General features: G+C 71.5%; 22 protein-coding genes. 10 read left to right on the plus strand and 12 right to left on the minus strand.

Going from position 1 to position 24,652, the window contains the following annotated elements; all coding sequences use genetic code 11:
• Positions 1-11: 11 nt before the first annotated feature.
• Positions 12-923 (minus strand): adenosine kinase, encoded by a 912-nt coding sequence (locus ACIQBL_RS13020; protein WP_401940296.1) that lies wholly within the window; start codon positions 921-923, stop codon positions 12-14.
• A 72-nt stretch (positions 924-995) separates the two neighbouring features.
• A complete protein-coding gene (locus ACIQBL_RS13025; protein WP_401940298.1) occupies positions 996-1,475 on the minus strand; it encodes a macro domain-containing protein in 480 nt (159 codons plus the stop codon).
• 80 nt (positions 1,476-1,555) lie between these two features.
• Here ACIQBL_RS13025 and ACIQBL_RS13030 point away from each other — a divergent pair, with 80 nt between their 5' ends.
• Positions 1,556-2,269: a MerR family transcriptional regulator gene (locus ACIQBL_RS13030; protein WP_401940301.1), complete on the plus strand. Its 714-nt coding sequence runs from the start codon at positions 1,556-1,558 to the stop codon at positions 2,267-2,269.
• On the opposite strand, the gene ACIQBL_RS13035 is transcribed toward ACIQBL_RS13030, so the two are convergent.
• Positions 2,246-2,971 carry an SDR family NAD(P)-dependent oxidoreductase gene (locus ACIQBL_RS13035; RefSeq protein WP_401940303.1) on the minus strand — a complete coding sequence of 242 codons (726 nt, stop codon included), beginning with the start codon at positions 2,969-2,971 and terminating at the stop codon, positions 2,246-2,248. The genes ACIQBL_RS13030 and ACIQBL_RS13035 overlap by 24 nt on opposite strands.
• Before the next feature lie 135 nt (positions 2,972-3,106).
• Here ACIQBL_RS13035 and ACIQBL_RS13040 point away from each other — a divergent pair, with 135 nt between their 5' ends.
• The 3 genes from ACIQBL_RS13040 to ACIQBL_RS13050 all read left to right on the plus strand — a co-directional run bounded on the left by ACIQBL_RS13040 (position 3,107) and on the right by ACIQBL_RS13050 (position 6,822).
• Positions 3,107-4,177 (plus strand): ABC transporter permease, encoded by a 1,071-nt coding sequence (locus ACIQBL_RS13040; RefSeq protein ID WP_401940306.1) that lies wholly within the window; start codon positions 3,107-3,109, stop codon positions 4,175-4,177.
• Positions 4,178-4,280: 103 nt separating this feature from the next.
• A complete protein-coding gene (locus tag ACIQBL_RS13045; RefSeq protein WP_401940308.1) occupies positions 4,281-5,348 on the plus strand; it encodes a sugar ABC transporter substrate-binding protein in 1,068 nt (355 codons plus the stop codon).
• Position 5,349: 1 nt separating this feature from the next.
• Positions 5,350-6,822 (plus strand): sugar ABC transporter ATP-binding protein, encoded by a 1,473-nt coding sequence (locus tag ACIQBL_RS13050; protein ID WP_401940310.1) that lies wholly within the window; start codon positions 5,350-5,352, stop codon positions 6,820-6,822.
• A 141-nt stretch (positions 6,823-6,963) separates the two neighbouring features.
• Here ACIQBL_RS13050 and ACIQBL_RS13055 read toward each other — a convergent pair whose 3' ends face one another.
• The 5 genes from ACIQBL_RS13055 to ACIQBL_RS13075 all read right to left on the minus strand — a co-directional run bounded on the left by ACIQBL_RS13055 (position 6,964) and on the right by ACIQBL_RS13075 (position 14,202).
• Positions 6,964-7,704, minus strand: coding sequence for an IclR family transcriptional regulator (locus ACIQBL_RS13055; RefSeq protein ID WP_401940312.1), 741 nt, complete (start codon positions 7,702-7,704; stop codon positions 6,964-6,966).
• Positions 7,705-7,784: 80 nt separating this feature from the next.
• Positions 7,785-9,416 (minus strand): thiamine pyrophosphate-binding protein, encoded by a 1,632-nt coding sequence (locus tag ACIQBL_RS13060; protein ID WP_401940314.1) that lies wholly within the window; start codon positions 9,414-9,416, stop codon positions 7,785-7,787.
• Positions 9,417-9,519: 103 nt separating this feature from the next.
• Entirely contained in the window at positions 9,520-11,697 is a 2,178-nt protein-coding gene (locus tag ACIQBL_RS13065; RefSeq protein WP_401940317.1) for a 3-hydroxyacyl-CoA dehydrogenase NAD-binding domain-containing protein, read from the minus strand.
• Positions 11,698-11,794: 97 nt separating this feature from the next.
• Positions 11,795-13,009 (minus strand): acetyl-CoA C-acetyltransferase, encoded by a 1,215-nt coding sequence (locus ACIQBL_RS13070; protein WP_401940320.1) that lies wholly within the window; start codon positions 13,007-13,009, stop codon positions 11,795-11,797.
• An 11-nt stretch (positions 13,010-13,020) separates the two neighbouring features.
• Complete coding sequence (locus ACIQBL_RS13075; protein WP_401940323.1) at positions 13,021-14,202, minus strand: CaiB/BaiF CoA transferase family protein; 1,182 nt, start codon at positions 14,200-14,202, stop codon at positions 13,021-13,023.
• 451 nt (positions 14,203-14,653) lie between these two features.
• On the opposite strand from ACIQBL_RS13075, the gene ACIQBL_RS13080 reads away from it, so the two are divergent.
• Positions 14,654-15,832 carry a saccharopine dehydrogenase family protein gene (locus tag ACIQBL_RS13080; protein ID WP_401940324.1) on the plus strand — a complete coding sequence of 393 codons (1,179 nt, stop codon included), beginning with the start codon at positions 14,654-14,656 and terminating at the stop codon, positions 15,830-15,832.
• A gap of 221 nt (positions 15,833-16,053) precedes the next feature.
• Here the strand turns inward: ACIQBL_RS13080 and mmpA are convergent, their stop codons facing one another.
• The 3 genes from mmpA to ACIQBL_RS13095 all read right to left on the minus strand — a co-directional run bounded on the left by mmpA (position 16,054) and on the right by ACIQBL_RS13095 (position 18,125).
• On the minus strand, positions 16,054-16,191 hold the full coding sequence (gene mmpA / locus ACIQBL_RS13085; protein WP_199824137.1) for a morphogenic membrane protein MmpA: 138 nt from the start codon (positions 16,189-16,191) through the stop codon (positions 16,054-16,056).
• A 75-nt stretch (positions 16,192-16,266) separates the two neighbouring features.
• Positions 16,267-16,956: an endonuclease V gene (locus ACIQBL_RS13090; RefSeq protein WP_401940327.1), complete on the minus strand. Its 690-nt coding sequence runs from the start codon at positions 16,954-16,956 to the stop codon at positions 16,267-16,269.
• Positions 16,957-17,030: 74 nt separating this feature from the next.
• On the minus strand, positions 17,031-18,125 hold the full coding sequence (locus ACIQBL_RS13095; protein WP_401940329.1) for a WD40/YVTN/BNR-like repeat-containing protein: 1,095 nt from the start codon (positions 18,123-18,125) through the stop codon (positions 17,031-17,033).
• Positions 18,126-18,367: 242 nt separating this feature from the next.
• On the opposite strand from ACIQBL_RS13095, the gene ACIQBL_RS13100 reads away from it, so the two are divergent.
• Complete coding sequence (locus ACIQBL_RS13100) at positions 18,368-18,784, plus strand: SsgA family sporulation/cell division regulator (RefSeq protein ID WP_401940331.1); 417 nt, start codon at positions 18,368-18,370, stop codon at positions 18,782-18,784.
• 10 nt (positions 18,785-18,794) lie between these two features.
• Here the strand turns inward: ACIQBL_RS13100 and ACIQBL_RS13105 are convergent, their stop codons facing one another.
• On the minus strand, positions 18,795-19,619 hold the full coding sequence (locus ACIQBL_RS13105; protein ID WP_401940334.1) for an isocitrate lyase/phosphoenolpyruvate mutase family protein: 825 nt from the start codon (positions 19,617-19,619) through the stop codon (positions 18,795-18,797).
• A gap of 336 nt (positions 19,620-19,955) precedes the next feature.
• On the opposite strand from ACIQBL_RS13105, the gene ACIQBL_RS13110 reads away from it, so the two are divergent.
• The 4 genes from ACIQBL_RS13110 to ACIQBL_RS13125 all read left to right on the plus strand — a co-directional run bounded on the left by ACIQBL_RS13110 (position 19,956) and on the right by ACIQBL_RS13125 (position 24,649).
• Positions 19,956-21,578, plus strand: a complete 1,623-nt coding sequence (locus ACIQBL_RS13110; protein ID WP_401940337.1) for an ABC-F family ATP-binding cassette domain-containing protein — start codon at positions 19,956-19,958, stop codon at positions 21,576-21,578.
• A 156-nt stretch (positions 21,579-21,734) separates the two neighbouring features.
• On the plus strand, positions 21,735-22,511 hold the full coding sequence (gene ddaH / locus ACIQBL_RS13115) for a dimethylargininase (protein ID WP_401940339.1): 777 nt from the start codon (positions 21,735-21,737) through the stop codon (positions 22,509-22,511).
• Positions 22,512-22,726: 215 nt separating this feature from the next.
• Positions 22,727-23,701 (plus strand): acyl-ACP desaturase, encoded by a 975-nt coding sequence (locus tag ACIQBL_RS13120; RefSeq protein WP_401940341.1) that lies wholly within the window; start codon positions 22,727-22,729, stop codon positions 23,699-23,701.
• Between the two features lie 267 nt (positions 23,702-23,968).
• On the plus strand, positions 23,969-24,649 hold the full coding sequence (locus ACIQBL_RS13125) for a hypothetical protein (RefSeq protein WP_401940344.1): 681 nt from the start codon (positions 23,969-23,971) through the stop codon (positions 24,647-24,649).
• The last annotated feature ends 3 nt before the right edge of the window (positions 24,650-24,652 follow it).

Consider the following 24,652-nt stretch of genomic DNA (forward strand, 5'->3'; position numbering starts at 1 on the left):
TCCCCGCGCCCCTATCGGGGCGCTGTTCCTGCCCTTGTCAGGAGGTTGCCGCGAGTTATCGCGCCCGTCTCCGTCGAAGGCACCGTGCAGGCGTGGGCGCCCGCGATCGAACCGTAGAGGGCCGCGCGTTGCGGTGTCTCCCGGTTGAGCCAGCCGTAGAGAAAGGCCGCGGCGAAGGCGTCGCCCGCGCCGTTGGAGTCGACCAGCGGGGACGGCGGGGTGACCGGCGGGATGTGGGTCACCTCGTCGTCGGCCAACAGATACGCGCCCTCCGCTCCGGCCGTGGCGACGACCAGCTCAGCCCGGCCCCGCTCGGCGATGGCGCGCATCGTGTGTTCGAGGGCGCCGGTCAGTGCGGTGGTGGACAGGAAGACGATGTCCGCCGCGTGGGCGAACTCCGCCTGGTACGGGTTCTTGCCGTCCCAGTTGTGCAGGTCCGTCGAGATCGTCACCCCGGCCTCGCGCAGGGTGGGCAGCGCGTGGGCGCAGGGCTGGGTGATGGAGACGTGGGCGTGGCGGCTCGCCTCGGCCAGGGCGCGGACCGTGGGTTCCGGCAGGCGGTCGTCGGGGTGGGCGCGGGTCGCGTCGTAGAGGGAGAGCCGTCTGCCGTCCGGGCCCACGAGGTTGACCGCGCGCTTGGTGCCGGCGGGCCCGGGTACTTCGGTGAGCGGGATGCCGTGGTCTCGGTGGAGTGCGCGGACCAGGTCGCCCTCGGGGTCGTCGCCGAGCATGTCGAGGTGGTGGGTGCGCAGGCCCAGCGCGCTCAGGCCGAGGGCCACGAAGTCGCCGGTCTGGCCGGCGCGGGTGCGGATGCCGGGGTCGATCATGTAGCTGTCGGCGTACGGGAGCGGCAGTTCGGGGACGTGGACGATGGTGTCCACTCCGGCGCCGCCGAGGACGAGGACGTCGATGTCACGGCTCATGATCACGGCTTTCTCTGTGGTTGCGCAGGATTCTGCAACTCCTTTCAGTGTGGGGCAAGTTGGTCCGGTGGTTCAGTCCTCGTGGTCGTACACCGTGACCGCGATGCCCCGCCGTACCAGCCGCTCGGTGACCAGTGGTTCGACGCGTGACCACTTGCCGCCCGCGAGGCCGCAGCCTATGCGGGGCATGTGCACGGACGCGCCGAGTTCCGCCGCGCGGTCGGCCAGCAGGCCCAGCGCCGTGTCGATCGCCTCGTAACGCACGGGGACGCCCTTGCTGCCCGTGCGTGTCCCCCGTTGGCCGATCATGTTGGCCACCCAGACGTAGCGCTCGACCTGTACGAACTGGACGGCGCCCAGCCCGAAGTCGTTGGCCGCGCGCTCCCGGTGCCATGCGCGGTACTCCTTCTCCGGCTCCGGCCAGCGGCGCGAGAGGGCCAGTACGAAGCCCTTTCCCCAGCCTCCGAGGTCGTTGCAGACATGCGCGATCACCTTGACGCCCTTGACCGACGGTACGGTCGCGTCTCCCCGGACATAGTTGATCTCCGCCATGGCACCCACCGTAGGCGCCACCACTGACAACGGCCCCGAGGTGGTTTCACAGCACTGGTGGGACAGCGATACTGCTCCGCATGACGACCGACGCCGAGGAGCCGACGCTCACGATCGACGAACTGGCCGCGCGGGCCGGTACCACGGTCCGCACGGTGCGGTTCTACGGCACCAAGGGGCTGCTGCCGCCGCCGGTGATCGGGGCGCGGCGGGTGGGGCGGTACGGGCAGCGGCATCTGGCCCGGCTCGCGCTCATCGAGGAGTTGCAGCTCCAGGGCATGACGCTGGCGGCGATCGAGCGGTATGTGGAGCAGTTGCCGCCGGACCTGTCCGACCACGACCTGGCCATCCACCGGGCCGTGGTGGCGTCCTGGGCGCCGGACGCCGAAGAGACCGTGACACGCGAGGAGTTGCGGCGCCGGGCGGGGCGGGCGCTGGACGACGGCGACATCGAGCGGCTCGTCGCCATGAACGTGGTCCGGCCCGACGGGGACGCGTACCGCGTCGACTCGGGGCTTCTGCGGCTCGGCGTGGAACTCCTCGACGTACCGCTGTCCCACGACGCGATCCTCGCCGCACGGGAGGTCCTCGTCGCGCACTCGCGTGCCGCGGCGCACGAACTGTCGCAGCTGTTCAAGGACGAGGTCGCCGAACGGGACGCGCAGGACGTGAAATCCCTGTCCGCGCACATGCATCCGCTCGTGGTGCAGGCCTTGCTGACGACCTTTCAGCGATCGCTGAAGGAAGAGCTCCAGCAATGGCTCGGCGCGTCACAAGTAGGCGGATCCTCCTGACACGTTGAGGGTCTGGCCGGTGAGGAACCCGCTGCCCTCGTCCACCACGTACAACAGCGTCGACACGAGGTCGGACGGCAGCTGCGTGCGCGGGACCGCCTGCCCGTCGCGGACGAACGCGAAGCCGCCGTCCGCACCGACCGTCCGCTCGGCGGTCGCGGTGCGGACCATGCTCGGCGCGATCGCGTTGACGGTGATGTCGTACGGTCCGAGCGCCGCCGCGAGCGATCGTGTGAAGCCGATGAGGCCCATCTTCGAGGCGACGTACGGAACCATCGTGGGCGGTGCGGTGAGGACGGCCGCCGAGACGATGTTGACGACACGGCCCCAGCCGGCGGCCTTCAGATACGGCAGGACCGCGCGGGTCAGCAGGAACGGCGCCTCCAGGTTGACGCGCATGATCCGGCGCCATTCCTCGGGAGTGGTCTCCTCGAAGGGGCGGGCCGGGTAGACGCCGGCGTTGTTGACCAGGATGTGCAGGCCGCCGAACTGCTCGATGAGGTGTTCCAACGCCCTCTGGATCTGGTCCTCTTCGGTGACGTCGCCGATCAACTCCACATAGTCCGGGACCCTTTCGGCGGTCTCCGGCTGCGGGACGAGGTCGAGTCCGGCGACCCGGTGGCCGCGCGCGGCGAGCGCGACGGCGAACTCCTGCCCGAGGCCCTGCGCCGCTCCGGTCACCAGGGCGGTACGCGTCTCCATGGGGCGAGTGTGATGACCCGTCAGGCGTCCGGCAAGAGCAGATTCCACTCGCTGAAACGCCCCGGTTGCCGCTCACGCCCGGTGGGCCCACCCTGCGTGACGACCCCAGCACCAGCCGTACGGGAGCCGTGCCCGATGACCGAGACCGAGCGTGCCGTGGACGACGCCGAGCGCGCCCGCGAACAGGGCGGCGGGCAGGGCCGGTTGACGCACTGGCGGCGTCGACTCAGGCCATCTGCGCGTCGGTTGACGCCGGTACCGCGTCGGTGGGTCCGGGACGAGTTCGGTGTGCTGCTCGTGCTGGGGTTGCTGATCGCCGGGATCGGCATCCCGTACCCGGACTTCCTCGGCACGAACAACCTCCTGTCCACCGCGCACAACTCCGTCTACATCTCGCTGATGGCGTGCGGCATGGTCTTCGCGCTGTCGATGCGCGAGGTCGACCTGTCCGTGGGCGGGACCTACGCGATGTGCCTGGTCGTCGGGGCGTTGTTGATCCGGGACGGCACCGCGCCGTGGCTGGCGGTGCCGGTGATGCTGGTCACCGGGATCGTGCTGGGGGTGTTCAACGCGCTGGTGACGACACTGCTGGCGCTGCCGTCGTTCATCGTCACCCTGGGCACGCTGATGCTCTTCCGGGGTGTCGGGCTGGCCCTCGCCGACGGCAAGCAGATCACCGATCTCCCGCTGGACGACTCGTTCTTCACCGTCGCGGGCGGCGATCCGGGCGGCGTGCCGTTCGCCCTGTGGGTGCTGCTCGCGGTGATCGTCGTGCTGGCGGTCGTGCTGTCCCGGACGCGCTTCGGGGCCCGGGTGCGGGCGATCGGGTCCAACCCCGACGCCGCCGCCTTCAGCGGCATCCCGGTCGTCCGCACCCGCATCCAGGCCCTGGCCCTGTCCGGTCTGACCACGGCGTGCGCCGCCGCGCTCGCGCTCGCCTTCTACGGCGCGGGGGATCCGACTCTGGGCCAGGGCTACGAGTTGCAGGCGATCGCCGCGTGCATCATCGGCGGCACTCCGCTCGCCGGGGGCCGCGGTTCGGTGGTCGGCGCGGTGGCCGGGGCGATGATCCTGTCGGTCGTCGCCTCCGGCCTGGTGTTCTTCGAAGTACCCATCAACTGGACGTCGTTCGCGACCGGCGGGGTGATCCTCGTCGCCGTCGCGGCCGACAGCGCGCTGCGGCGCACCGGACGCCGTCGCAAGTGAAGTCACCCGTGACCCAAGTCCATCCCCATTGTCGTGAAGTCCCCTTGTCGTGAAGTCCCCTTGTCGTCAAGTCCCCCCGTGGTCCAGCCTTTTGGAGGCCGTGATGCACCCCCGTTCGCGTACGTGGTCCGCGGCGCTCGGCGCCCTGGTCCTGCTGGCCACCGCAGGCTGCGGCAGCGGCGGGGGCTCCGGCGGCAAGAACGGCAAGCTGGAGATGGGGATCTCGGTCGCCAACATCTCCCTGAACTTCGCCCACGAGATGGTGCTGGGCGCGCAGAGCGCCGCGAGCCATGCCGGCAAGGTCGACTTCAAGGCCGTGGGACCGCCCAACACGGACGGCCCGGCCGAGGCGCAGCTGTTCCAGAACCTCACCGCCGTCGCCAAGGACGGCATCGTCCTGGAGAACCTCGACCCGCCGATCTTCACCCGGCCCGCCGCACGCGCCGTCGACCAGGGCATCCCGATCGTCGCCCTGGACACCTCCCCCACCGACGGCAGCAAGGTCAACTTCTATGTGGGGAACGACAACTACGCCCTCGGCGAGCTGATGGCGAAGGAGGCGCTCAAGCGGCTCGGCAGCAGCCCGAAGGGGCAGGTCGTGATCGGGGTGCCCAACCCGGGGACACCGGTGCTCGACAACCGCGCCAAGGGCATCGCCGACACGTTCAAGAAGGAGGCGCCCGGCGTCAAGATCCTCGGCCCCTTCCAGACGTACAGCGATCCCGGCCAGAACTACAGCTCCTGGTCCGCGCAGGTGAACGCGCACCCGGACGCGCTCGCCTTCCTCGGCGTCGGTGACGCCGACAGCTACAACCTCGCGAAGATCAAGAAGGCCGAGCACGGCACGTGGCTCACCGCCGGCTTCGACGTCGACCCCAAGACCCTGGACGCGGTGAAGGACGGCTCCAACTTCGTCACCATCGACCCGCAGCACTTCCTCAAGGGCTATCTGTCCACGGCGATGCTGATCGAGGCCGTGCGCGACAAGAAGGGCAAGCTGCCCGACGGTTGGTTCCTGTCCCCCGGCGGGGTCGTCGACTCCTCCAACATCGACGAGATCATCGCCCGGCAGAAGTCGGCGCAGGCGGCGTACGACTGGTACAAGCCGACGATCGACAAGCTGCTCGGCGACCAGACGGCCAACCTGAAGCCGCTGAAGGACGCGCGCTGAGATGGTCCACGACGACATCCTCGTGGCGGAGGAACTGGTCAAGTCCTACGGCGGCGTAAGGGCGTTGGACGGTGCGTCGATCCGGCTGCGCGGGGGTGAGGTGCACGCGCTGGTCGGTGAGAACGGTGCCGGGAAGTCGACGCTCGTGCGCATCCTGTCGGGGACGCTGGGCGCGGACGGCGGAACGGTGCGGGCGGCCAAGGACGCCCGGATCGCCGTCGTCTCCCAGGAGTTGAGCCTCTTCCCGGACCTCACCGTGCGGGAGAACCTCTTCCCGCAGCATCCGCCGCTGCGGCTTGGCCTGCTGGACCGGGGCGCCATGGACCGAGCGGCCCGCCCGGTCCTCGCGGAACTGGGCCTGGACGTGGACCCCCGCACCGAACTGGGCGAACTCCCCCTCGCCGACCAGCAGTTGACGGAAATCGCCAGGGCACTGTTACGACGCCCCAAACTGCTGATCCTCGACGAACCCACATCCGCGCTCCCTGCCGCCGCCGTCGACCGTCTCGAACGCGTTCTGCGCACGCTGACCGACCAGGGCATCGCCGTCCTGTACGTCACCCACTTCCTGGACGAGGTGATGCGCTTCGCGCAGCGCGTGACGGTCCTGCGGGACGGACGGGTCGCCCTGGCGGGTGCGGAGCGGGCCGAGGTCGACGTGCCGGAGCTGGTGTCGGCGATGCTGGGCGGCCGGCCGGAGCAACCGGCGCGCCGGGCACGGTCGTTGGCCGACCTGCCGCCGCCGGTGGTGCTGTCCGAGGTCACGGTGCCGGGAAGGCTGACCGACGTGACGTTCACCGTGCGGGCGGGTGAGGTGGTCGGGGTCGCCGGGCTGCAAGGGGCGGGCCATCTCGACGCGTTGGGGGTGGTGTGCGGGCGTACGGCGGTCTCCGGGGGCCGGGTGGACGTCGGCGGCCGGGGGCTGCCGCGCTCGCTGCGGGACGCGGTGCGCGCGGGCGTCGCCTTCGTGCCGAGCGACCGCAAACGGTACGGGCTGATGGTGGACCGTACGGTATGGGAGAACACCACGGCGGTCAGCTGGCTGGCGCTGGGCCGGGGCGGGATCGCCCCCGCCCGCTCCGAACTGGTGCGCCGCACCGTCGAGTTGACCGAGCGGCTGCGGCTGCGCGGTGGGCCCTACGACCTCGTCGCCCGGCTGTCCGGCGGCAACCAGCAGAAGGTCGTCTTCGCCAAGTGGCTCGCGACGGAGCCGAAGATCGTCGTCCTGGACGATCCGACCCGGGGTGTCGACGTCGGCGTACGCGCGGAAATGCACCGTATCGTCGGCGAGTTGGCGGCGGGCGGCGCGGCCGTCCTGATCGCCTCGACCGACCTCGCGGAGCTGACGGAGGTGTGCGACCGGGTGCTGGTGTTCGTGCGCGGGCGGGTCACCGAGGAGGTGCGCGGAGAACGGCTGACGGAGCACGGGCTGGCGGTGGCGATGCAGCGCCCGGAGGTGGCCGCGTCGGACTGACAGGGTCCGGAGGTGGCGGCATCGGACTGACAGGGCCCGGAAGCGGCCGCGTCAGACCGACAGGCTCCGGAAGCGGCCACGTCAGACCGACAAGCTCCGGAAGCGGCCACGTCAGACCGACAGGCTCCGGAGGTAGCCACGTCAGACCGACAGGCTCCGGGTGATCGCCCGGGCCGCCGCGCACAGCCGCGCTCCGATGCGGTCCACGTCCAGGCGGCGGGTGCCGCCGGTGACGGAGATCGCGGCGATCGGGCGGGGGCCGCGGCCGGAGGCGTAGACGGGGGCCGCGACCGCCGAGATGCCGATCTCGGCCTCCTCCAGGTTGACGCCGTAGCCGCGGGCCCGGGTGAGGGCGAGGTCGCGGGCGAGCTGGCCGGGGAGGACCAGGGTGCGCGGGGTGAGGCGGGGCAGGGTGCGATGGGGCGGGCGGGGGTCCTGGGCGAGGAAGACCTTGCCGGTGGCGGTGCAGTGCGCGGGGAGCCGGCCGCCGGTGCGGGAGACGATCGGGGTGGCGCGGCGGCCGGTGATCTTCTCCAGGAACAGGGTGTCGGTGCCGTCCGGGACGGCGAGGTGCACGTTCTCGTGGGTCGCCTCGTGCAGATCGCCCAGGTAGGGCAGCGCCACGTCCCGCAACTCCCGTACGGACGGGGAGGACTGGCCGAGGACGAAGAGGGCGAGCCCGATGCGGTAGCTGCCTTCGGGGGTGCGGTCCACCAGGCCGAGCCGGACCAGTTCGCCGATCAGCCGGTGTGCCGTCGGCTTGGGCAGCCCGGTGCGCAGGGCGAGTTCGGCGAGGGAGAGCGCGGTCTCGGCGTCACCGCAGGCGCGGAGCAGCGACACCCCGCGCGCGAGCACCGACTTCGGAAGCGGCCCGTCCGTCATGGACCGATGGTGGTCGCTTCCGCGCACGGGTGACAAGGTGTGGGTCACGGTGAGTCGCGACCGCAATCGAAGCGGTATGTCTACGAGGTGCGCAGCGGTACGTCGACGAGCATCGGGCGCGTCAACTCGTCGACCCCGGCGACCAGTTCACGCAGGTGGTCCGCGCTCTCCGCCCGGACCGCGTCGACGCCGAAGAAACGTGCGGCCCGGGTGAAGTCCAGGGCGCCCAACTCGGTGCCGGGGCAACGGCCCTTGCCGCCCATCGCCTCGTACGTGTCCTGGAGCGTGCGGTAACTCCCGTTGCCCATCACCACGAACAGCACCGGGACGTGTTGCCGTGCCGCGCTCCACAGCCCCTGGAGTCCGAACAGCGCGCAGCCGTCGCCGAGGACCGCGACCACCGGCCGCCCGGGCTCCGCGAGCGCCCGGCCGACGGCGGCGCCGATGCCCCAGCCGAGGCCGCCGCCGACGGTGTGGGTATAGCTGCCGGGGCGGTCGAGTCGTAGCAGCCGACGGAGCAACAGGCCCACGGTGATGGCCTCTTCGACCAGCACGGCGTCCGGGGGCAGCCCGTGTGCCACGGCGTGGGCGGCGGCCCAGGGGGCGAGGGGCGCGGCCGAGTAGGCGGCGCGGGCGGCGGACTCGGCACGCTCCCGTTCGGCGGTGTGCCGTTCGCCCGCGCGCAGGACGCGGGCCTTCGCGGTGTGGTCGGGCACCTGCTCGCGCAGCAGCTCGGCGAGCCGGTGGAGCGAGGGTGCCAGCGCGCCGACGAGTCCCGCGTCGGCGGGGAAGTTGCGGCCGATCTCGTCGGCGTCGGAGTCGAGTTGGACCACGGTGATACCGGGCGGCAGGGCGGGCCCCGGGCTGTAGTGGTGGGGCGTGAACGCGTGGGCGCCGACGATCAGGACGGTGTCGTACGACCCGAGGGCGGCCCGGATCGCGTCGTGGCGGGGTGGCAGCATCCCGGCGTAAAGGGGGTGTGTGGGAGGGAAGTTGAGGCAGTCGGCCATCGGCTGGTGGTGGACGGTCGCCCCGCAGGCCTCCGCCGTACGGACCAACGCTGCCACCGCGTCCTCGCGGCCCACTCCGTCCCCGGCGACGATCACGGGCCGGGCGGCGCCGCCGAGCAGTACGGCGGCCCGGTCGAGTCCGGCGGCGGGTCCCGGCGGGGGCGGGGCGGTGCGGGCGGGGACCTCGACCTCGGTGTCCTCGGCGAGCAGGTCCATGGGGAGGGACAGGAACACCGGCCCTGCGGGCGGCCGTTGGGACTGGGCGAAGGCGCGGCGCAGGGCGAGGGGCAGGTCGCCCGCGTGCTGGATGTCGTACGTCGCCTTCACTGCGGGCCGTGCGAGGCCGAGGAGGTCGCCGGAGAGCATGGGGTCCTGCTGGAGGTGGCGGCGGTCCTGCTGGCCGGCCGTGACCACGAGCGGGGTGCGCGAACGGCGGGCGTTGAGCAGGCCGATGAGGCCGTTGGCGAGTCCGGCGGCGATGTGCAGGCTGACGAACGCGGGGCGGCCGGTGCCGCGGGCGTAGCCGTCGGCCATGGACACGACGGCGCCCTCGTGGACGCCGAGGACGTACTCGGGGGCGTTCTCGGTCTCCGACAGGGCGGCCAGGAAAGGGAGTTCGGTGGTGCCGGGGTTGCCGAAGATCCGGTCCACGCCCTCGTCGCGCAGGATGTCGAGGAAGGCGAGGGCGGGATGGTGACCCATGGGGGCTCCTCGGGGACGGGACCTGTGACCGCTGACCGGTTCGCCGGTCAGCGTCGGGGTCCCGTCACCCGAGGGCAAGGGCAGCGTGTCGCTCAGCGACACGTCAGCGCGCGTCGGTGAACCGCTCCCCCTTCTCGGCCTTCTCCACGAGCAGCGCGGGCGGCGTGAACCGCTCCCCGTAGCGCTCGGCGAGCGCACGCGCGCGTGCTACGAACCCGGGCAGACCGCCCTCGTAGCCGTTGATGTACTGGAGGACACCGCCGGTCCAGCCCGGGAAACCGATGCCGAAGACGGAACCGATGTTGGCGTCGGCGACGGACGTCAGCACGCCCTCCTCCAGGAGCTTGACCGTGTCGAGCGCCTCGGAGAAGAGCATGCGTTCCTGCATGTCTTCGAAGGGGATCTCGGCGCCCTCGCGGGTGAAGTGCTCGCGCAGGCCCGGCCACAGACCGGCGCGCCTGCCGTCGTCGCCGTAGTCGTAGAAGCCCGCGCCGCCGCTGCGCCCGGTGCGGCCGAACTCGTCGACCATGCGGTCGATGACGGCCTCGGCGGGGTGCGCGGGCCAGGTGCCGCCCGCTTCCTCTACGGCCCGCCTGGACTCGTTGCGGATCTTGCGCGGGAGGGTGAGCGTCAACTCGTCCATCAGGGAGAGGACCTTGGCCGGGTAGCCCGCCTGCGCGGCGGCCTGCTCGACGGACGCGGGCTCGATGCCCTCGCCGACCATCGCGACACCTTCGTTGATGAACTGCCCGATCACCCGTGAAGTGAAGAAGCCGCGCGAGTCGTTGACGACGATCGGGGTCTTCTTGATCTGCCGGACCAGGTCGAAGGCGCGTGCGAGGGCCTCGTCGCCGGTGCGCTCGCCCTTGATGATCTCGACGAGAGGCATCTTGTCGACGGGCGAGAAGAAGTGCAGCCCGATGAAGTCGACTTGGCGCTCCACGCCTTCGGCGAGGGCGGTGATGGGGAGCGTGGAGGTGTTGGAGCAGAGCAGCGCGTCGGGCTCGACGATGTGCTGGATCTCCTGGAACACCTTGTGCTTGAGGGAGGTGTCCTCGAAGACGGCCTCGATCACCGCGTCGCAGCCCGCGAGGTGCTGCGGGTCGGCGGTGGGCGTGATGCGGGCGAGCAGCGCGTCCGCCTTCTCCCGGGTCGTACGACCTCGGGACACCGCCTTGGCGCACAGCTTCTCGGAGTAGGCCTTGCCCTTGGCCGCCGCCTCCGCCGTGACGTCCTTCAGGACGACGTCGATGCCCGCGCGGGCGCACGAGTAGGCGATGCCGGCGCCCATCATCCCGGCGCCGAGGACGGCGACCTTGCGGACCGGGCGCGGCTCGATGCCCTGGGGGCGGTTGGCGCCGGAGTTGACGGCCTGGAGGTCGAAGAAGAACGCCTGGATCATGTTCTTCGAGGTCTGGCCTGCCGCCAGCTCCACGAAGTAGCGGGCCTCGATGACCTGCGCGGTCTCGAAGTCGACCTGGGCGCCCTCGACGGCGGCGGCGAGGATGTTGCGCGGGGCCGGGTAGGGCGCGCCGTTGGTCTGCTTGCGCAGGGAGGCCGGGAACGCGGGCAGGTTGGCCGCGAACTTCGGGTTGGCCGGGGTGCCGCCCGGGATGCGGTAGCCGGGCTTGTCCCAGGGCTGCTGCGACTGCGGGTTGGCGTCGATGAAGGCGCGGGCCTTGGCGATCAACTCGTCGGGCGTGGCCGCGACTTCGTGGATCAGGCCGTTCTCCAGGGCGCGTTGCGGGCTGTACTGGGTGCCCTGGAGCAGCATCTTCAACAGGGCGTCGGTGATGCCCAACAGCCGTACCGTACGGACGACTCCGCCGCCGCCGGGGAGCAGGCCCAGGGTGACCTCGGGGCAGCCGATCTTCGAGCCGGGCGCGTCGAGGGCGACCCGGTGGTGGCAGGCGAGGGCGATCTCGTAACCGCCGCCCAGGGCCGCGCCGTTGAGCGCGGCGACTACCGGCTTGCCGAGGGTCTCGATGCGGCGCAGGTTGCGCTTGATGGCGAGGCCGCCGTCGAGCAGCTCTTGGGCGGTGTCCGGGGTGACGCGGATCAGGTCGCGCAGGTCGCCGCCCGCGAAGAACGTCTTCTTGGCGGAGGTGACGATGATGCCGCGGATGGAGTCCTGCTCGGCCTCCAGGCGCTCGGTGATCACGGCGAGGGAGTCGCGGAAGGCCGCGTTCATGGTGTTCGCGGACTGGTCGGGGTCGTCGAGGACGAGGGTGACGACGCCGGTGTCGTCCTGTTCCCAGCGGATGGTGGTGCTCTCGGTCATGAGGGGTTCTCCGTAGAAGTCTCTGGTCGGCGCGTAAGCCTCGGGTGGCCGCGGACATCGCTGGTCGCAGCGGCGGTCTCCGGTGGCCGCCGGGGCCTCAGAGGCGCTCGACGATCGTCGCGATGCCCATGCCGCCGCCGACGCACAGCGTGGCGAGCCCGTAGCGCTTGTCCTGGCGCTCCAGTTCGTCGACGAGCGTGCCGAGGATGATCGCGCCGGTGGCGCCGAGCGGGTGGCCGAGCGCGATGGCGCCGCCGTTGACGTTGACCTTGTCCAGGGACAGGTCCATGTCGCGCACGAAGCGCAGGACGACGGCGGCGAAGGCCTCGTTGATCTCGACGAGGTCGATGTCGTCGATGGTCAGTCCGGCCTTCGCGAGGGCCTTGCGGGTGGCCGGGGCGGGCCCGGTGAGCATGATGGTCGGCTCGGAGCCGGAGACGGCCGCGGAGACGATCCGCGCGCGCGGGGTGAGGCCGTAGCGCTCGCCGACCTCCTTGGAGCCGATCGCGACGAGCGAGGCGCCGTCGACGATGCCGGAGGAGTTGCCCGCGTGGTGGACGTGGTCGATCTTCTCCACCCAGTGGTACTTCTGCAGGGCCACGGCGTCGAAGCCGCCGAGTTCGCCGATGTCCGCGAAGGACGGCTTCAGCCTGGCGAGGGAGTCGGCGGTGGTGCCGGGGCGCAGGTGCTCGTCGTGGTCGAGGACGACGAGTCCGCTGCGGTCGCGGACCGGGACGACGGACCGCTCGAAGCGGCCCTCCTTCCAGGCGGTGGCCGCCCGCTCCTGCGAGAGCGCCGCGTACTCGTCCACATCGCGCCGCGAGAATCCCTCGATGGTGGCGATCAGGTCGGCGCCGATGCCCTGGGGCACGAAGTTGACGGCGAGGTTCGTCATCGGGTCGTTGAACCAGGCGCCGCCGTCCGAGGCCATCGGCACCCGTGACATCGACTCGACACCACCGGCGAGGACGAGGTCCTCCCAGCCCGAACGCACCTTGGCGGCGGCCATGTTGACGGCCTCCAGACCCGAGGCACAGAAGCGGTTCTCCTGTACGCCGGCCACCGTGTCCGGCAGTCCGGCGGCCACGGCGGCGATCCGGGCGATGTCGGAGCCCTGGTCGCCGACCGGGCCGACGACGCCGAGCACGATGTCGTCGATGGCGGCCGGGTCCAGGTCCGGGAAGCGGTCGCGGATCTCGTGGATGAGTCCGACGACCAGGTCGATGGGCTTCGTGCCGTGCAGGGATCCGTTCGCCTTGCCGCGCCCGCGCGGGGTGCGGATCGCGTCGTAGACATACGCTTCGGTGCTCACTGCCAAGCCTTTCACTGAGGGTTTTCGAGGACGCGTCGAGGTGTTCCCCGATCCGAGTCCTCAACGACGTCGGCAAGCCGGGGGACGTCCCAGTCACGGGCCACGTCCGAGGTGTCGGCACCCGGCAGGGCGGGCCCGCCGCGCACCGAGGTGGGCGTCGCGGAGAACCGGGGTGCGGGGGCGGGCTGGGTGATCCCGCCGTGCTCGGTGAACGTGCCGCGCGCGGCGAGGTGCGGGTGGTGTGGGGCCTCGCGCAGCGATAGCACGGGCGCCACGCACGCGTCCGTGCCCGCGAAGACGGCCGTCCACTCGTCTCTCGTACGGCTCCGGAAGCGGGCCGCGACCGCCTCGCGCAGCGCGCCCCAGCGCGCCCAGTCCCGGCGGGCGTCGGCGAAGTCCGCGAGGCCGAGCAGGTGCGTGAACTCGTCGTAGAACTGCGGCTCCAGGGCCCCTACCGCCATGTGCTTCCCGTCGGCGGTCTCATAGGTGCCGTAGTACGGACAGCCGCCGTCGAGGAGGTTCGCGGCGCGCCGGTCCTGCCAGCCGCCGGCGGCGAGCATGCCGTGGATCATCGCGGAGAGGTGGGCGGTGCCGTCGACGATGGCCGCGTCGACGACCTGGCCGGTGCCGGTCACGCGCGCGTGGTGCAGGGCCGCGAGGACCCCGACGACGAGGTAAAGCGCGCCGCCCGCGTAGTCGCCGAGCAGGTTGGCGGGGGCGGGCGGGGGCTCCCCCGGGCTGCCGATCATGCCGAGGGTGCCGGTGAGCGCGATGTACGCGATGTCGTGCCCGGCGCGGTCGGCGAGGGGGCCGTCCTGGCCCCAGCCGGTCATACGGCCGTAGACGAGCCCGGGGTTGCGGGCGTGGCAGGGCTCGGGGCCGACGCCGAGGCGCTCGGTGACGCCGGGGCGGTTGCCCTCGATCAGGATGTCGGCGCGCGCGACCAGGTCGAGGACGCGCGCGGGGCCGTCGGGTGCCTTCAGGTCGACGAGGACCGAGCGCTTGTTGCGGTTGGTGACGTCGTACTCGGGGCTGACGCCCAGTCCGGGGCCGCCGGGCCGGTCGACGCGGACGACGTCGGCGCCCAGGTCGGCGAGGAGCATGGCCGCGAAGGGGCCGGGGCCGATGCCCGCCAGCTCGACGACGCGCACGCCGGACAGCGGGCCGTGCCCGGGCGTCGTTGCCGCTGTCATCCAGCCCCCAGCTGTGACACAACCGATGTAACACCAGTGATGTTAGGAACGTGTTCCACTCGACACAAGACCTGGGCGAGCAAGCGCTTAGCCAACGTACCCGCGTCGACCGTGACTAGCCATGACCGTCCGCGTCCAGCTCGGCCATGAGGCACTTCGGGGCGATCGCGCGACAGCCCTCCTCCACCCAGTCGCACAGCAGCTCGGCGGCGAGGTGAGCGCGTGACCTTGGCGACACTCTCACCCCAGGGGCAGTATCGATATGCGGCTCCGCCGCGCGGCCTCCGTGGCGCCCGGCAGCCCGAGCCCGAACTCGCGTACTTTCGCCCACTTCTTCAGGGCGTTCCTGGGCACGGCCACCTGATACCTCCGGGCTCGTCGTCGGGCTCCGCACTCTTCACGCTAGCCTCAGCCACCGACAGCGGCGCGGGCTGCGGGACCCAGGAGTGTCATGAGCAGGCTGAACAGGACGGATCGTCCCTACGACATCGTGCTCTTCGGAGCCACGGGCTTCGTCGGCGCGCTCACCGCGGAGTACCTCGCCGCACACGCGCCCGAGGGGCTGCGCTGGGCGATCTCGGGCCGCGACGAGCTGAAACTGAAGCGCCTGCGCGAACGCCTGCCCGGCGGCACCTCGGTGGGCGTCCTGCGGGCCGACGTCTCCGACCCGGCCTCCCTGCGCGAACTCGCCGAGCACGCGCGCGTGGTGGCCACCACGGTCGGCCCCTACGTCACCTACGGCGAGGATCTCGTCGCCGCCTGCGCGGACACCGGCGCCGACTATCTCGACCTCAGCGGTGAGCCGGAGTTCGTCGACCTGACGTACGTCCGCCACGACGCACGCGCGCGGGAGACCGGCGCACGGCTGGTGCACGCGGCGGGCTTCGACTCGATCCCGCACGACCTGGGGGCGTACTTCACCGTGCGGCAACTGCCGGAGGGAGTACCCCTGACGGTGGACGGCTTCGTGACCGCAGACGCGATGTTCTCCGGCGGTACGTTCGCGTCGGCGCTGAACCAGTTCGCGCGCGGCCGGCAGATGCTGGCCGCCGCCCGGGAACGCCGACGCCATGAACCGCGACTGGTGGGCCGCCGGACCACCGCGCCCGCCGGGGCACCCCGGTTCGCCGGGGAGGTCGGCTCCTGGGTGGTGCCCCTGCCGACCATCGACCCGCAGATCGTTCAACGATCCGCGAAGGCCCTGGAGCGCTACGGCCCCGACTTCCGCTACCGCCACTACGCCGCCGCACGGCACCTCCCCTCGGCGATCGGCGGGGTCACCGCCGCCGGCGCGCTCTTCACGGCGGCCCAGCTCCCGCCCGCCCGCCGTTGGTTGTCCGACCGCCTCAAGCCCGGCGACGGACCGAGCCCGGAGAAGCGCGCGAAGAGCTGGTTCTCCGTGAAGTTCGTGGGCGAGGGCGGCGGTCGCCGGGTCTTCACGGAGGTCGCGGGCGGCGACCCGGGCTACGACGAGACGGCGAAGATGTTCGCCGAGTCGGCCCTCTGCCTGGCCTTCGACGAACTCCCGTCCACAGCGGGGCAGGTGACGACGGCGGTGGCGATGGGCGACGCGCTCATCGCGCGACTGCGCGGCGCGGGCATCGTGTTCCGGGTGGCGGCGAGCAGGTGAACGGGCGGGGTCGGACACTCACCCCGATGGGCTATAGTTGATCACGAGCCGGTCGCCGGAACTCCCGGAGTCTGGTCGCGCGTTGGTGGTCCAAGGAAAGACGTCCCGCTTCCTGCGGGGAGATGCAGGTGCAAGGCCTGCCCGGCGCTCAAGTCCGAGCCCCACACCGCTTGTTGCGGTGTGGGGCTCGTGTGTTTCCCGCACCGGTGCGGGAGTTGGCCTCACGGCCACAGCGTGTAGATCATGCCGCCGATCCAGGCGAGGCCGGCCGCCACGGACAGGACCAGCGCGATCGTCACGGCGCGCTCGACGGGCTGGCTCGGGTGGGCGACGGGCTTCGGGGAACGGTGCGTTGTCATGCGGCCCAGCCTGCCGATCACACGGGGGCCGCCGCATCCGTACAAGTACTCAGAGCACGTACTCAGTGCGGGTACTCACGCGGTCGCCTCCCGCAGTGCCCGCCGGCACAGCGCGTCCGCCCTGCGTGTCGTCTCCGGGAGCCGGTAGTCGGGGGTCAGCGCGAGGGTGTGGGCGCAGGCGTTGCCGAGGGTCACGCGGTGGCCCACGGAGACGAAGACCGGCTTCACGCCGTCGCGGGTGCGGAGCGCTCGGCCGACCTCGTCGGCGTCCGCACGGAGCGGGGACGCGGAGCCGCGCGGGATGCCCGGGTCGTCGTACGTGAAGGTGAAGGGGTTCTTGGCGACGCCGATCGTGGGCAGGCCGGTGAGGACGCCGAGGTGGCTGGCGAGGCCGAAGCGGCGGGGGTGGGCGAGGCCGTAGCCGTCGCACACGACCAGGCCGGGCGGGCACGGCAGGGCGTCCAACGCGGCCAGCACCGTGGGGATTTCACGGAAGGCGAGCAGACCCGGCACGTACGGGAAGGGGACCTGGCCCACGGCCGTGGCCTCGGCCACGACCGTGAGGTCCGTCGCGTCCAGCACGACGGCCGCTGCCACCACGACGTCCCGTTCGTCGTCGTAGGCGACGTCAACTCCCGTTACGTGCCCCGCCCTTGGCGGCGGTCCCGGTTCGTCGGTCACCACCCGCTCCCGCAACTCGTCCTGCACGGCGCGGGCCTGCTCCTCGGTCGCGGGCCAGCCCGCGGGAATGCGTACGGTCGTCATGGTGGTGCCGAGGGTACGGGGATCTTGAGGGCACGGCGAAGCCACCGTGCCCTCCGGCCCCGCTTGTCCCCCCCTCAGTCCTCCAGCCGCGCCACGCGCCCCTTCTCCCCCGCGGCCCAGCAGCCCAGGTCCGCCGCGCAGTCCACGGTGTCGTACGAGCCGGTGTCCACCGTCCTCCAGGTGCGGCCGGCGTCGGTCGTGAGGTCCGTGCCGGTGGGGCCGACCGCGAGGGCGGTGGTGCGGCTGCGGGGCACCCAGGTGGCGCCGGAGCGGTAGGCGGGCGGCGGGGTGGCTGCGGGACGCCAGGTGCGGCCCCCGTCGCCGGTGACGGCCGCCGCCTGCGGTGACGGCTGGTCCGCGCGGTAGTCACCGCCGACGGCGAGGCCGTGCGTGCGGTCGCGGAAGGCGAGCGCGAACACACCGCGCGCGGGATCACCGGCCGGGATCGGCGTGTCGGTCGCCGTCCAGGTGAGGCCGCGGTCGGCGGAGTGCAGCACGCGCGCGCGTGCACCCCCGCCGGTGGCGAGCCAGACGTCCCTCGGTCCGGAACTCACCAGACACTGGCCGCTCGCCGCGAAGCCCGCCTCGCCGTCGAGCGCGGCCGGCATCCCGGTGGTGGGCAGCACCTTCCAGGAACGGCCGCCGTCGCCCGTCGACAGGATGCGGAACCTCCCGTCCACGGGGTCGCTCATCGCGAGCCCGTGGCGGCTGTCGAAGAAGGTCATGCAGTCGTAGAAGGCGTTCGCGTCGGTGTTGCGGAACGACTCGGTCCAGGTCGTCCCGCCGTCGTCGGTGCGGTAGACGCGGGACGCCTCGCCCTCGCCGATCGCCAGTACCACCGCGCGGCGCGCGTCGAACGCCTCGATGTCCCGGAACTGCAGGTCCGCGGCGCCGGGCGGCGAGACGTTCCGCCAGCTCGCCCCGCCGTCGGTGGTACGCAGCACCGTGCCCGCCGTCCCGGCCACCCACGCGGTGTCCCGGCTCACGGCCGACAGCCCCCGGAACCGCACATCGGCGGCCCCGCTGTCCTTCAGCTCCCAGTGCGGAGTCCGGTGCGCCGTGTCCCGCGCCTGCGCCGGTACGGCGGTCAGGACGGCCAGTGCCGCCCCGCACATCACCCCGACCGCCAGCCTGCGGTACGTAGGTCCCACCTGTCGCGTCTTCCCCATGCGCCTCATGGCGGGCGAAGCTAGCCCACTCCCCGGAGGCCGTCCAGATGGCCCACGTCCGCCTTGAGCGCATATGGGCGGCGGTGACAGAGGTCACTCGAAATTCATGTACACGGATGGGGCCGTTCCGGCGTCTCTTCCAGTGCGGACCAATCCCATCGGTGGTCCGTTCCGGAATCTCTTCGGGAGTCCGTCCGGTCGTCACCGCAGTCCGCACCGCTGTCGCACAAGGGAGCAAGGCGTTGTCCATCGTCATCGAGCAGCCCGTAGAGGCCCGCCTCGTCGCCGCCGCACCAAGGATGCCGAGCATCCCCGCCACCCTGCACTACGACCGGCGGGACCCCTTCGCCGTCCGGATGACCTTCCCGGCGCCGGCCACCCTGGAGGGCGTCGAGGTCTGCTGGACCTTTGCCCGGGACCTCCTCTCGGCCGGTCTGCACGGCGCCGAGGGCCACGGCGACGTCCGGGTGCGGCCCTACGGCTTCGACCGCACCGTCCTCGAGTTCCACGCCCCCGAGGGCACCGCCGTCGTGCACGTCCACTCGTCCGAGGTGCGCCGCTTCCTCCAGGCCACCGACGAGCTGGTACCCGCCGGTCTCGAACACCTCCAGCTCGACCTGGACCACGACCTCGCCGAGCTGATGCGCGACGCCTGCTGAGCCGGCCCCCTTACCCCAGCAGCGAGTTCAGCTCCCCGTAGCCGAGCCCTCCCGACTGCGCGTCGTAGGTACCCGTGTCCAGCAGCTCCCGCGCGGCACGGCGGACCACGGCGTAGGCGGCCAGTGCGACGCTGGAGCCGGCGCTCACGCGGGCGACGCCCAGCGCGGCCAGTTCGGCGACCGGCGGTGCGCCGGCGCCGACCAGTACATTGAGCGGTGCGTCGATCCCGTCGGCGAGCTCCTTGACCGTTCCCGGTTCGACGGCCCCGGGGACGAAGATCCCGTCGGCGCCCGCGGCACGGAAGGCGGCGGCACGTTCCAGGGTCGCGTCCACTCCCCCGGCGCCCCGCAGAATCGTGTCGATCCGCGCGTTGACGAACAACGGCACATCCTCCGCGTCGGCGGCCTCACGAGCGGCGGCGATGCGCTCCGCCTGCTCGCCCACCGGACGCAGGACGCCCTCACCCCCGTAGAGCGCGTCCTCGATGTTCACCCCCACAGCCCCCGCCGCGAGCACCGCGCGGACCGTGTCGGCGACGCCCGCCGGGTCCTTCGCGAAGCCGCTCTCGATGTCGGCGCTCACCGGTACGGCCACCGTCGCGGTGATCCGGGCGACCGCCTCCAGGGCCCGCTCCCGGTCCAGCCGGTCCCCGTCCGGGACGCCGAGAGCCCAGGCGAGGCCCGCGCTGGTGGTCGCCACGGCGGACGCGCCGGCCTCCTCGACGATGCGGGCGCTCGCCGCGTCCCAGGCGTTCACCAGGACGAGCGGACGCCCCGGCACATGCAGCGAGCGGAAGGCCAGAGCCCGGTCACGGAGGGTGTTCTGGTTCGTCATACGGCCCACTCAAGCAGCCATGGACGACCCCTGGCTGGCAGGAATCCGACAACGAGGTGGCGGCCCCGGGCGCCGTTTAATGCGTTGACAGCCCACCGGCGCCGTTCGTAGCGTTGCCCTCGGTCCTGTTGCCGTCGATGGGAGAAGGACGTTGCTCGTCTGAGGTTCTGAGACACCGCGTCGCACACCCCTGAGGTGTGTCCGTCGTGTACGACCTCGGCGTCCGAGCCGTCCTCCGGAACAGGGCTTTTCCTGTGCCCCCGGGACCAGCCTCCCGCCTCGCGGTGTCTCGCTACGCGTCCGCCCCTCACCGCGTCAAGCAACCGCGAGGCCCTCATGCATACCTTCGTCACCTGTACGTCCCTCTCCTTCGCGTGGTCCGACGGCACCTCGGTCCTCGATGACCTGGACGTCGCCTTCGGACCCGGCAGAACCGGACTCGTCGGCGTCAACGGCTCAGGCAAATCAACCCTGTTGAAGCTGATCGCCGGTGAACTCACCCCGGCCGACGGCATCGTGAGAGTCGCGGGCGAGGTCGGCCATCTCCCGCAGAACGTCACGCTCGACACCGCCCTGCGCGTCGACGAGACCCTCGGCATCGCCGCGCGGCGGGCCGCCCTGCACGCCATCGAGGCCGGTGACGCGTCCGAGGAGCACTTCGAGACGCTCGGCGACGACTGGGACGTGGAGGAGAGGGCGCTCGCCACACTCGGCGAACTCGGCCTGGGACACATCGACTTGGACCGCACCATCGGCGAGGTGTCCGGCGGCGAGTCGGTGCTGCTGCGACTGGCCGCACTGCTGCTCGGCCGGCCGGACGTCCTGCTCCTCGACGAACCGACCAACAACCTCGACCTGTACGCCCGCAGGCGGCTGTACTCGGCCGTCGCGTCCTGGCCGGGGGTGATGATCGTGGTCAGCCACGACCGTGAACTCCTCGACCTGGTCGACCAGATCGCCGATCTGCGCTCCGGCGAGATCACCTGGTACGGCGGCAACTTCTCCGCCTACGAGGAGGCCCTCACCACCGAACAGGACGCCGCGACCCGGATGGTGCGCGTCGCCGAGGCGGACTTCCGCCGACAGAAACGCGAACTGTCCGACGCCCAGGTCAAGTTGGCCCGGCGCAAGAAGTACGGGCAGAAGATGTTCGAGCAGAAGCGCGAACCGAAGATCGTCATGGGGGCGCGCAGGCGGTCCGCCCAGGAGTCCGCCGGCAAGCACCGCATCCTGCACGAGGAGCGGCTCACCGAGGCGAGGGAGCGGCTCGACGAGGCGGTGGAGGCCGTACGGGACGACGACGAGATCCGCGTCGACCTGCCGTACACGGCCGTGCCGCCGGGCCGTACGGTCCTGACCCTCCTGGACCTGGAACTCGCCTACGGCGCGCGGGTGCGCGGCGGGCTCGATCTGCGCGGGCCGGAGCGGATCGCGCTGATCGGGCGCAACGGCGCGGGCAAGACGACCCTGCTGCGCACGATCGCCGGAGAGCTGGAGCCGGTGTCGGGCGAGGCGACGGCGCATGTCCCGCTGCGCTTTCTGCCGCAGCGGCTCGACGTGCTCGACGGTGAGCTGACGGTGGCCGAGAACGTGGCCCGGTTCGCGCCGGGCGCCACCAACAACCGGGTGCGGGCCCGGCTGGCCCGCTTTCTGTTCCGGGGCGCCCGCGCCGACCAGAAGGCGTCGACCCTGTCCGGCGGCGAACGCTTCCGGGCGGCGCTGGCCGCGTTGATGCTGGCGGAGCCCGCCCCGCAGCTGCTGATGCTGGACGAGCCGACGAACAACCTCGACATGGCGAGCGTGCGGCAGCTGACCACGGCGCTGGAGTCGTACGAAGGGGCGTTGATCGTGGCCAGTCACGACCTGCCGTTCCTGGAGTCGATCGGCATCACACGCTGGCTGCTGCTGGACGGGGAGCTGCGGACGATCACACCGGAGGAGGTCGAGAACCCGGCATAGCGCCCGTGCGGTACCCGTCCGGGCCCTTCGGGCGCGTCTCAGGAGGGCCACAGCCTCGCGTGAGGGGTTTTGTCGACACGGACACGTGACGCATGATGGCCCATCGGTGCCGCGCCGCCCGCACCGCAACGATCCCGCCGATACGGAGTCCCGCTCGTGCCCAGCAAGAAGGCCCTCGTCCGCCGCCCCAGCCCGCGCCTGGCCGAAGGGCTGGTCACGCACATCGAGCGGGAGAAGGTCGACGTCGAGCAAGCCCTCGAACAGTGGGACGCGTACGCGCAGACACTGCGGGTGCACGGCTGGGACACGATCGAGGTGGACCCGGCCGACGACTGCCCCGACTCCGTGTTCGTCGAGGACGCGGTGGTCGTCTACAAGAACGTGGCGCTGATCACCCGCCCCGGGGCCGAGTCCCGGCGCGAGGAGACCGGCGGGGTCGAGGAGGCGGTGGCCCGGCTCGGGTGCTCGGTGAACTGGGTCTGGGAACCGGGCACCCTGGAGGGCGGTGACGTCCTCAAGGTCGACGACACGATCTACGTAGGCCGGGGCGGTCGTACGAACGCGGCCGGTGTGCAGCAGCTGCGGGCCGTGTTCGAGCCGCTCGGCGCGCGCGTGGTCACCGTGCCCGTGAGCAAGGTGCTGCACCTGAAGTCGGCGGTCACCGCACTGCCCGACGGAACGGTGCTCGGCCACATCCCGAAGGTGGACCGGCCCTCGCTGTTCCCGCGCTTCCTGTCGGTGCCCGAGGAGGCCGGTGCGCATGTGGTGCTGCTCGGCGGCGACAAGCTGCTGATCGCGGCGAGCGCGCCCAAGACGGCCGATCTGCTCGCCGATCTCGGCCACGAGCCGGTCGTGGTGGACATCAGCGAGTTCGAGAAGCTAGAAGGGTGTGTGACGTGCCTCTCGGTCAGGCTGCGGGATCTGTACGCCTGACCGGGTGATCGAACCACCCGTTCGGCGCCGGGACCTGCGGTCCTGGCACTGTTCGGGATTTCCCGGGAATACGGCCTGAACAGCGATCTTTACAGCGGTCTTAACCTACGGTCTCGTAACCTACGGTTTCGTAGCCTACGATTCCGTAAGTTGCACAGGTCCCGGCACCGCTCGCCGGTTTGTTCAGTTTTGTACCGCGTCCCCCTGGAGTCCCCGTGACGATCGCTTCCCCGCACCTCGGCAGCCCCGCAGTCTGGACCGACGCCAAGCTGCTGTACGCGCTCGAGGAAGTCGTCGAGACGGAGCTCAACCGGCACCTCAAGGTCACCAAGGACTGGATGCCCCACGAGTACGTGCCCTGGAGCGACGGCCGCAACTTCCCCGGCTTCTTCGAGGACGGCGAGGCCTGGGACAAGGAGCAGTCCAAGGTCACCGAGATCGGCCGCATCGCCCTCGTGGTGAACCTCCTGACCGAGGACAACCTCCCCAGCTACCACCACGAGATCGCCTCCCTCTTCGGCCGCGACGGCGCCTGGGGCACCTGGGTGCACCGCTGGACCGCCGAGGAGGGCCGCCACGGCATCGTGATGCGCGACTACCTCCTCGCCTCGCGCGCGGTGGACCCGGACAAGCTGGAAGCCTTCCGCATGCAGCACATGAGCGAGGGCTTCGAGTCGGACAACCGGCACTCGATGCTGCACTCCGTCGCGTACGTCGCCTTCCAGGAGCTGGCCACGCGGGTCTCGCACCGCAACACCGGCCACCAGTCGGGCGACCCGGTCTGCGACCGCATGCTGGCCCGCATCGCGACCGACGAGAACCTCCACATGGTCTTCTACCGCAACCTCCTGAAGGCCGCGTTCGAACTCGCCCCCGACCTCACCATGCAGGCCGTGCGCGATGTCCTCGTCAACTTCCGGATGCCCGGTCACGGCATGCCCGGCTTCGAGCGCTTCGCCGCGCAGATGGCCATCGGCGAGGTCTACAACCTGCGCATCCACCACGACGACGTCATCCAGCCCGTGCTGCGCTTCCTGAGGGTCATGGAGATCGACGGTCTCGGCCCCGAGGGACAGCAGGCGCAGGAGGAGATCGGCCTCTACATGGGCGGCCTGGACTCCGAGGCCTCGAAGTTCGACGAGAAGCTGGCGACCCGCAAGGCCCGCATGGCGGCCCGCGCGAGCGCCTGACCCGACCTCCCCCGGCCCGCCCGGCGATCGATCTGCCGGTGCGGGCGGCGGCCCGGCTGCGGCAGCATGCGGCCACGCGTGAGAACAGCACGTCAGGGGCGGCGGTCGACTTTCTGCTGGGCCTGATCGACAGCGGGGACGCCGAGCGGGTACGGCGGCGGATCGGGCTGCCGGAGCCGCAGGACGAGGGAACCCTCAAGGCCCGGCGCGACGCTCTGGTCTGGTCTGGTCTGGTCTGGTCTGGTCTGGGCATGGGTGAGGACGGCGGTGCCGTCCTCCGTGCTGTTGTGGGTTCTGGAGGAGGACGATCCGGACCTGAACCGGTGGGTCCGGCAGCACGTCTCCGCGGACAGCGCGATGCGGCGCGCCATCACGCGCGGTGTGCCGTTCGGCCCCGCGCGCAACGGCCCGTTGACCGTCGTCAAGAGCCTGCGGGGCGAGGAAGAACCGCCGGCCCCCGAGAGCTTCACCCGCCTCGGCCTGGTCGGCGCCCTGCGCGAGGGCAACTCCATGCGGGACGCGCGGACAGCCGCGTCCATGGTCCTGGAACGCTCCGACTGGCAGGCGGTCACCGAGGCGGACCTGGACCGCCCGCTGCCCGGCTACGCGCGCTGGGCACTGGCGATACGACCGGACTGTCCGCCCGCGCTGCGCGCCCGGTTCGGCACCCACCGCAAGTTCACCCACCGGGTGGAACAGGCCGGCGTGCTGGACGGCCCCGCCGACTACGCGACCTCCTGGGGCCCCGGCTCCCACGTACTGAAGGTGCTCTCCACAGGACAACTGCTGTTCCCCGCGCGCGTGGCCGAGGCCGAGGACGCGCTACGACCGCTCGTGCGCGACCACTTGGCCGACCGCGAGGACGCCTGGGCGGTGCTGGCGCAGCTGATCGACACGTTCCACGGGAACGCGGTGGAGCTGATGGTGACGGCGGGCGCCATCGCGTGAGGG

Origin of the sequence: Streptomyces sp. NPDC088350 (genome assembly GCF_044753545.1) — a bacterium.
In the GTDB taxonomy this organism is placed as follows: Bacteria; Actinomycetota; Actinomycetes; order Streptomycetales; family Streptomycetaceae; genus Streptomyces.